The sequence below is a fragment of the Bdellovibrionota bacterium genome, from assembly GCA_040386775.1.
In the GTDB taxonomy this organism is placed as follows: Bacteria; Bdellovibrionota; Bdellovibrionia; order Bdellovibrionales; family JAEYZS01; genus JAEYZS01.
Genome location: JAZKEU010000008.1, coordinates 2,551 through 8,463 on the forward strand (window position 1 = coordinate 2,551; position 5,913 = coordinate 8,463).

The following is a 5,913-nucleotide window of genomic DNA, read 5'->3' on the forward strand; positions in this document are numbered from 1 at the left end:
CTTTGTAAAATTCAAGAACTGTTTTTTTGCCTTTAGCGCCGATTTCCAAAAATTTTGCTGTTTTAGCTTTAACTTCTTTTTCGGCATCAACAAACTCTTTATCTTCAGTCGTTACTTTTTTGAATTTTTCAGAAGCGATGTAATCTCCAACCGTGTATGGAGCAACAAAGTAACCATCAGCTAAACCTTGCATCAGAGCAGAAGCTCCAAGTCTATTGGCTCCGTGATCAGAGAAATTTGCCTCACCCAAAGCATAAAGCCCTGGGATTGTCGTCATCAGATTATAATCTACCCACAATCCACCCATAGTGTAGTGGATTGCTGGATACATTTTCATTGGAGTTTTGTAAGGATCTTCACCAGTGATTTGTTTGTACATATCAAAAAGATTTCCGTATTTGTCTTTGATCACATTTAAACCATCACGCTTGATAGCATCTTTAAAATCTAGATACACAGCTTGTCCAGTTGGACCTACTCCAAATCCATTGTCACAAACTTCTTTGGCGTTTCTTGAAGCTACGTCACGAGGAACAAGGTTGCCGAAGCTTGGATATTTTTCTTCGAGGTAATAATTGCGATCTGCTTCAGGAATAGTTGCAGGATCTTTTTTTGTGTCTTCTTTTTTGCGAGGGCACCAGACTCTACCATCGTTTCTTAAAGATTCACTCATGAGAGTCAATTTTGATTGATGTTGTCCTGAAACCGGAATGCACGTTGGGTGAATTTGTACGTAACATGGATTTGCAAAATAAGCTCCCCGCTTGTGAGCTCTCCATGCAGCAGTAGCATTCGAGTTGAAGGCATTTGTGGATAAGAAATAAACTCTTCCATATCCACCAGTGCAAAGTAATACCGCATCTCCAGCATATTTTTCGATTTGACCAGTCACTAGGTTTCTACAAATGATTCCGCGGGCTTTTCCATCGACCATAACGACATCAAGCATTTCTCTTCTCGTAAAATTTTTAATTTTACCTGCTTGAGTATTTTTCATAAGAGAGCTGTAAGCCCCTAATAGTAACTGTTGACCAGTTTGACCTCTGGCATAGAAAGTTCTAGATAATTGAGCTCCACCAAAAGATCTGTTGGCAAGTGCGCCACCGTATTCACGAGCAAAGGGGACACCTTGAGCTACGCATTGATCAATGATATTTCCACTCACTTGCGCGAGTCTGTAAACATTGGCTTCGCGTGCTCGATAATCGCCACCTTTGATGGTGTCGTAAAATAATTTGTAAATGCTATCGCCATCGTTAGGATAGTTTTTAGAAGCGTTGATCCCGCCTTGAGCTGCAATCGAGTGAGCTCTCCTCGGACTATCTTGAATGCAGAAAGTCTGTACATTGTATCCAAGTTCTGCAAGTGATGCTGCCGCCGATGCTCCGGCTAAGCCTGTGCCCACAACTAAGATCGTATGCTTTCTTTTGTTATTTGGGTTTACAAGTTTAATGTTGAACTTGTGTGATTCCCATTTGTCTTTGAGAGGCCCTTCAGGGATTTTTGAATTGAGTGACATAAGTTGTTTCAGTAGTCACTGTTGTGACTACTATCTCCTATCTAAAGTAAATCCATATTGGAATTCCCATAAATCCGAGGGAAATCGCAACTGCGAGTAAGATTGCTAATTTTTGTAAAATATTATGAAGGTTTGGACTTCTTGCGCCGAGGGATTGGAATGCACTCCAGAATCCGTGCCTCAAGTGGAATGCCAACATGATCATGGCAAAAACATAGATCACAACAAAAACAGGATTTTGGAAAGTCTCGACCACGAGTCTGTGAAGATCTCGAATTTGTTTTCCATCCATTTCAACTAAATATCCATCAGCAACACCTGGGCCAAATCTGAATTGCCAAATGTGGAGGATTAAGAATGCTAGAAGTAGAATTCCAGAGACAATCATAAATCTCGAAGAAAGATTAGCTCTGCTTGGTCCGCCCTTTGTTTGGTAGGCTTTGTATCCCACAGGGCGAGCAGCTTTATTTAATCTTGAAATTTGAATTGCAGTGACGATATGAACTAAGAACAGTGTAAGCAATCCAATTTCGGCTGCGTAGAATAACCAACCAAATGACGCTAAAAAATCTGCGTATTTATTGAATGGTGTTCCATCAGGAAAATAAAGTGTAATATTTCCCGACAAATGCATAATCACAAAACCGATCAATAGAAGACCTGTTAAGGCCATTGTGACTTTTTGGAAAACTGAGGATGAAATAATGCGATTGAACCTGTTATAGCTTTTAGTACTATTGGCATTGGGTGATGTAGCGGACATTGTTGTTAGCTCCCGAGTGATATCATTATCAATTGGATTTCATTAGATAAAATGACATGAACTTTCCCCCAAGACAACAACTTCCAGATTTGGGGTTTAGGTAGAGTAATTTTTCGATTTAATGTTGAGCGTCAAAGAGTGCGGGATTGCGGTTGTTGTTTGGCTTATCTCACGGAAATGGGTTATTTATTCAAGGCTCATTTTGTTAAGGAGACTTTGTTTTGACGGAACTCTTATCGCCGGTAAAAAATTCTATCGAAAAACTGGATTTGGTTTTAAAAACCAACCATTCGGTTCCGGAAATTCCAGATCTTTTAAATCGTACAGTTCTCGTGGGTGGAAAAAGACTTAGACCAGCTCTATGCTTTTTGATGGGCCAAGCTTTGGGTGTCACTGCCGATAGAATGATTCCTTTTGCTCGTGCAGCGGAATTCACGCACTCAGCTTCTCTGGCTCATGATGACGTTGTGGACAATGCTTCAACAAGAAGAAGCTTGAGAACAATCAATGCAGAATCTTCAAGTAAACGCGCAGTTCTTGCAGGTGACCTGCTTTTAGCTCGAGTGATGGTTGAGCTTTCTGAAAATGGTGATGTCGACATCATTCATGATTTAGCCATGGTTATTGAGGACCTTGTGAACGGTGAGTGGCTACAGATCGACATCCGCGGAAGTATTGATACAACACAAAGTGATCTTATCGAAGTTTCAAAAAGAAAAACTGCAAGTCTAATGAGCTGGTGCTGTACAGTTGCCGCTCGTGTATCTGAATCGAATAGTGCAGATCTTCGCCAGATGACAACGGACTTTGGTGAAAACTTAGGAATCGCTTTTCAAATGATCGATGACGTCATTGATTTTACTGAAGAAGGTGAAAAAGATTTTGCCAAAGATCTTAAAGAAGGAATCGTCAACTACGTGATCTGTGATCTTTTAAAAAGAAAACCTGAATTAAAACCTGCAACAAAAGAGCTTCTAGGCAAATTAGAAATCAACTCCTTCCCATGGACGCAATCGGACCTTGAAGTTTCAATTCAAAACATTCGTGATTTATCAATGGCATACTTGAATCGTGCCGAAGAAAAATTAGCTGAAATTAAAAAACTAGTTCCACCGACAACTGACATTGCAAAAGAAAGTTATACATCATTAGAAAATCTGCTTCAATTCTTGAGCATAAGAGGCCATTAAAATGGAAATTGAATCTAACAATATTGAGTTTCCCCTAAGTGCTCAAAAATCGAACAAAGAAAAAACTCAAATTCACGTCGGGCTGGATACAGTGGTTGCTGGGCAACCACTAATTACGTTCAAATCCAATTCATTTCTCATTATCGCAGGGCCTTGCTCCATCGAGAGCGAGGAGCAGGCTTTTGATATTGCAAGAGCTGTGAAAAAATCAGGAGCTCATATTCTTCGTGGGGGAGCGTTTAAGCCAAGAACATCCCCGTATTCATTTCAAGGTTTAGGAAATGAAGGTTTAGCTATTTTAGCAAAAGTTAAAAAAGAATTACAAATTCCAATCATTACAGAAGTTTTAGATGTGAGAGATCTTGAGGCGGTCGCAGAGGTTGCAGACATCATTCAGATCGGAACAAGAAACATGCAAAACTTTTCTCTTTTGAAAGAAGTGGGAAAGATCAATAAGCCAGTGATGTTGAAGCGCGGTTTGGCTGCGACTATCAAAGAATGGTTGTTGAGCGCAGAGTATATTTTGAAACAAGGAAATGAAAATGTAATTCTTTGCGAGCGTGGAATAAGATCTTTTGATCCTGAGACTAGAAATCTTTTAGATCTTAGTGCGGTGGCTTTGATTCGTGAGATGAGCCACCTTCCTGTGATCGTGGATCCGAGTCATGCTTTGGGGAGAAGAGATTTGATCGAGCCAATGAGTAAGGCTGCATTAGCTTGCGGTAGCTATGGCGTAATGATCGAAGTTCATGATAGGCCTGAAGAGGCGTTGTCTGACGGCGCTCAAGCCATCAATTACGCAGACTTTGACTCGCTGACAAAAAATATCAAAAAATTTGCTACAGCTCTAGATATTCAAGTCCCTTAAGGATGCTTTAAGCACGAGAGGCGATCTATGAAATTAAAATCCTCCAGCGAAATTTTTGGAACACCGAAACTTCCAGGGGACAAATCCATTTCTCATCGATGCTTGATGTTTGCAGCTCTTGCCAAGGGCGTTTCTCAATTCGAAAATATGTCTCAAGCGCTTGATGTTGTTTCTACCGAAAAAGTTCTTTTGCAATTGGGTATAGAGATCGAACGAGACGGTACAAGTGTTCGAGTTTCATCGACTGGAAAATTTAAAAAGCCTTTAAAAGAGTTAAATTGTGGCAACGCAGGAACATTGATGCGTTTAATGATGGGTGTATTGAGCGCGCAAGAATTTGAATCGACTCTCGTGGGAGACGAATCTCTCACACAAAGACCAATGAAGAGAGTGGTCGAGCCACTCACTCAAATGGGCGCAGAAATTTCTTTAAGAGATAATCAGTACGCTCCGGTACAAATTAAACCTTCAAAATTAAAAGGGATTACTTACGATTTAAAAGTCAGTTCTGCTCAAGTGAAGTCGGCGATTTTACTTGCAGCTCTCTACGCTGACGGTGAAACAGCCTTGACTGGGAAAATTCAATCCAGAGATCATACAGAGAGACTTTTGAAGTTTTTCGGAGCAAAAATTTTAACTTCAGATCTAAAAAGTCAAATCTGCGAGATTCAAATCGAAGGAAAACAAGCGTTACATAATAATTCTTATAAAATTCCAAATGACGTATCCGCTGCAAGTTTTTGGATTGCGGCTGCAGTATTGGCAGAGAAGAGCGATGTTACACTTGAAAATGTTGGTGTAAATCCAACGCGAATGGGTTTTATCGAAGTTTTAAAGAGGTCTGGCGCAAATATCGAAATCGAAATGATTTCAGAACATCCTGAACCCGTAGCCAAATTAAAAATTAAAAACTCAAAACTCAAAGGTTTTTACATTGAGTCCAGTGAAGTGTCTGCACTCATCGACGAAGTTCCACTTTTAGTATTGCTTGCCACGCAATGTGATGGGCCTTCTGTGATCATGGGCGTAGAAGAATTACGATTCAAAGAAACGGATCGCATTAAAGCCACGGTAGAGGCTATCGAAGTTCTTGGCGGAAAAGTTACAGTCAAAGGCAATGATCTCTTTATCGAAGGTCATCAGGCTCTTGTGGGTGGTAGAGTAGAATCTTACCATGATCATCGAATCGCCATGATGGCTGCGGTAAGCAGATACTGCGTGCGTGGAGATGTAGAGATCAATAATTTTGAATGTGCTGAGATCTCTGATCCATATTTTGCTGAGCAAATTTCTGGAAAAATCATGATGAACCAAGTTTTAAATCAGATGGCGGAATTTTTATGACCGAACATCCTCTAAAGTTCGCTGTTCTTGGTTATCCAATAAAGCATTCTAAGTCTCCAAAGATTTTTAATTTTTTAAAAGATTATTTTGGCCTTACTAACTCTTCCTCAGATTTTTCTTACGATCTCTTAGAGATTAATCCCGAAGACTTTGTAAAATCTAAAGAAGTTTTAAAACAATACGATGGATTAAATGTTACATCTCCATATAAAGAAAAAGTATTAGAACT

General features: G+C 39.9%; 6 protein-coding genes. 4 read left to right on the top strand and 2 right to left on the bottom strand.

What is annotated here, in order from left to right; translation table 11 throughout:
• Both V4596_02885 and V4596_02890 read right to left on the bottom strand, forming a co-directional pair.
• Positions 1–1,519, bottom strand: a 1,519-nt coding sequence (locus V4596_02885; protein ID MES2768065.1) for a fumarate reductase/succinate dehydrogenase flavoprotein subunit, incomplete at its 3' end; no start/stop codon positions are given.
• 37 nt (positions 1,520–1,556) lie between these two features.
• Positions 1,557–2,282 (bottom strand): succinate dehydrogenase cytochrome b subunit, encoded by a 726-nt coding sequence (locus V4596_02890; protein MES2768066.1) that lies wholly within the window; start codon positions 2,280–2,282, stop codon positions 1,557–1,559.
• A 221-nt stretch (positions 2,283–2,503) separates the two neighbouring features.
• Here V4596_02890 and V4596_02895 point away from each other — a divergent pair, with 221 nt between their 5' ends.
• From V4596_02895 to V4596_02910, 4 genes are all read left to right on the top strand, one after another.
• Positions 2,504–3,472, top strand: coding sequence for a polyprenyl synthetase family protein (locus V4596_02895; protein MES2768067.1), 969 nt, complete (start codon positions 2,504–2,506; stop codon positions 3,470–3,472).
• A gap of 1 nt (position 3,473) precedes the next feature.
• Positions 3,474–4,340 carry a 3-deoxy-7-phosphoheptulonate synthase gene (gene aroF / locus V4596_02900; protein MES2768068.1) on the top strand — a complete coding sequence of 289 codons (867 nt, stop codon included), beginning with the start codon at positions 3,474–3,476 and terminating at the stop codon, positions 4,338–4,340.
• A 27-nt stretch (positions 4,341–4,367) separates the two neighbouring features.
• Positions 4,368–5,684 carry a 3-phosphoshikimate 1-carboxyvinyltransferase gene (aroA, locus tag V4596_02905; protein MES2768069.1) on the top strand — a complete coding sequence of 439 codons (1,317 nt, stop codon included), beginning with the start codon at positions 4,368–4,370 and terminating at the stop codon, positions 5,682–5,684.
• Positions 5,681–5,913, top strand: a 233-nt coding sequence (locus tag V4596_02910; GenBank protein ID MES2768070.1) for a hypothetical protein, incomplete at its 3' end; no start/stop codon positions are given. The genes aroA and V4596_02910, both read left to right, overlap by 4 nt.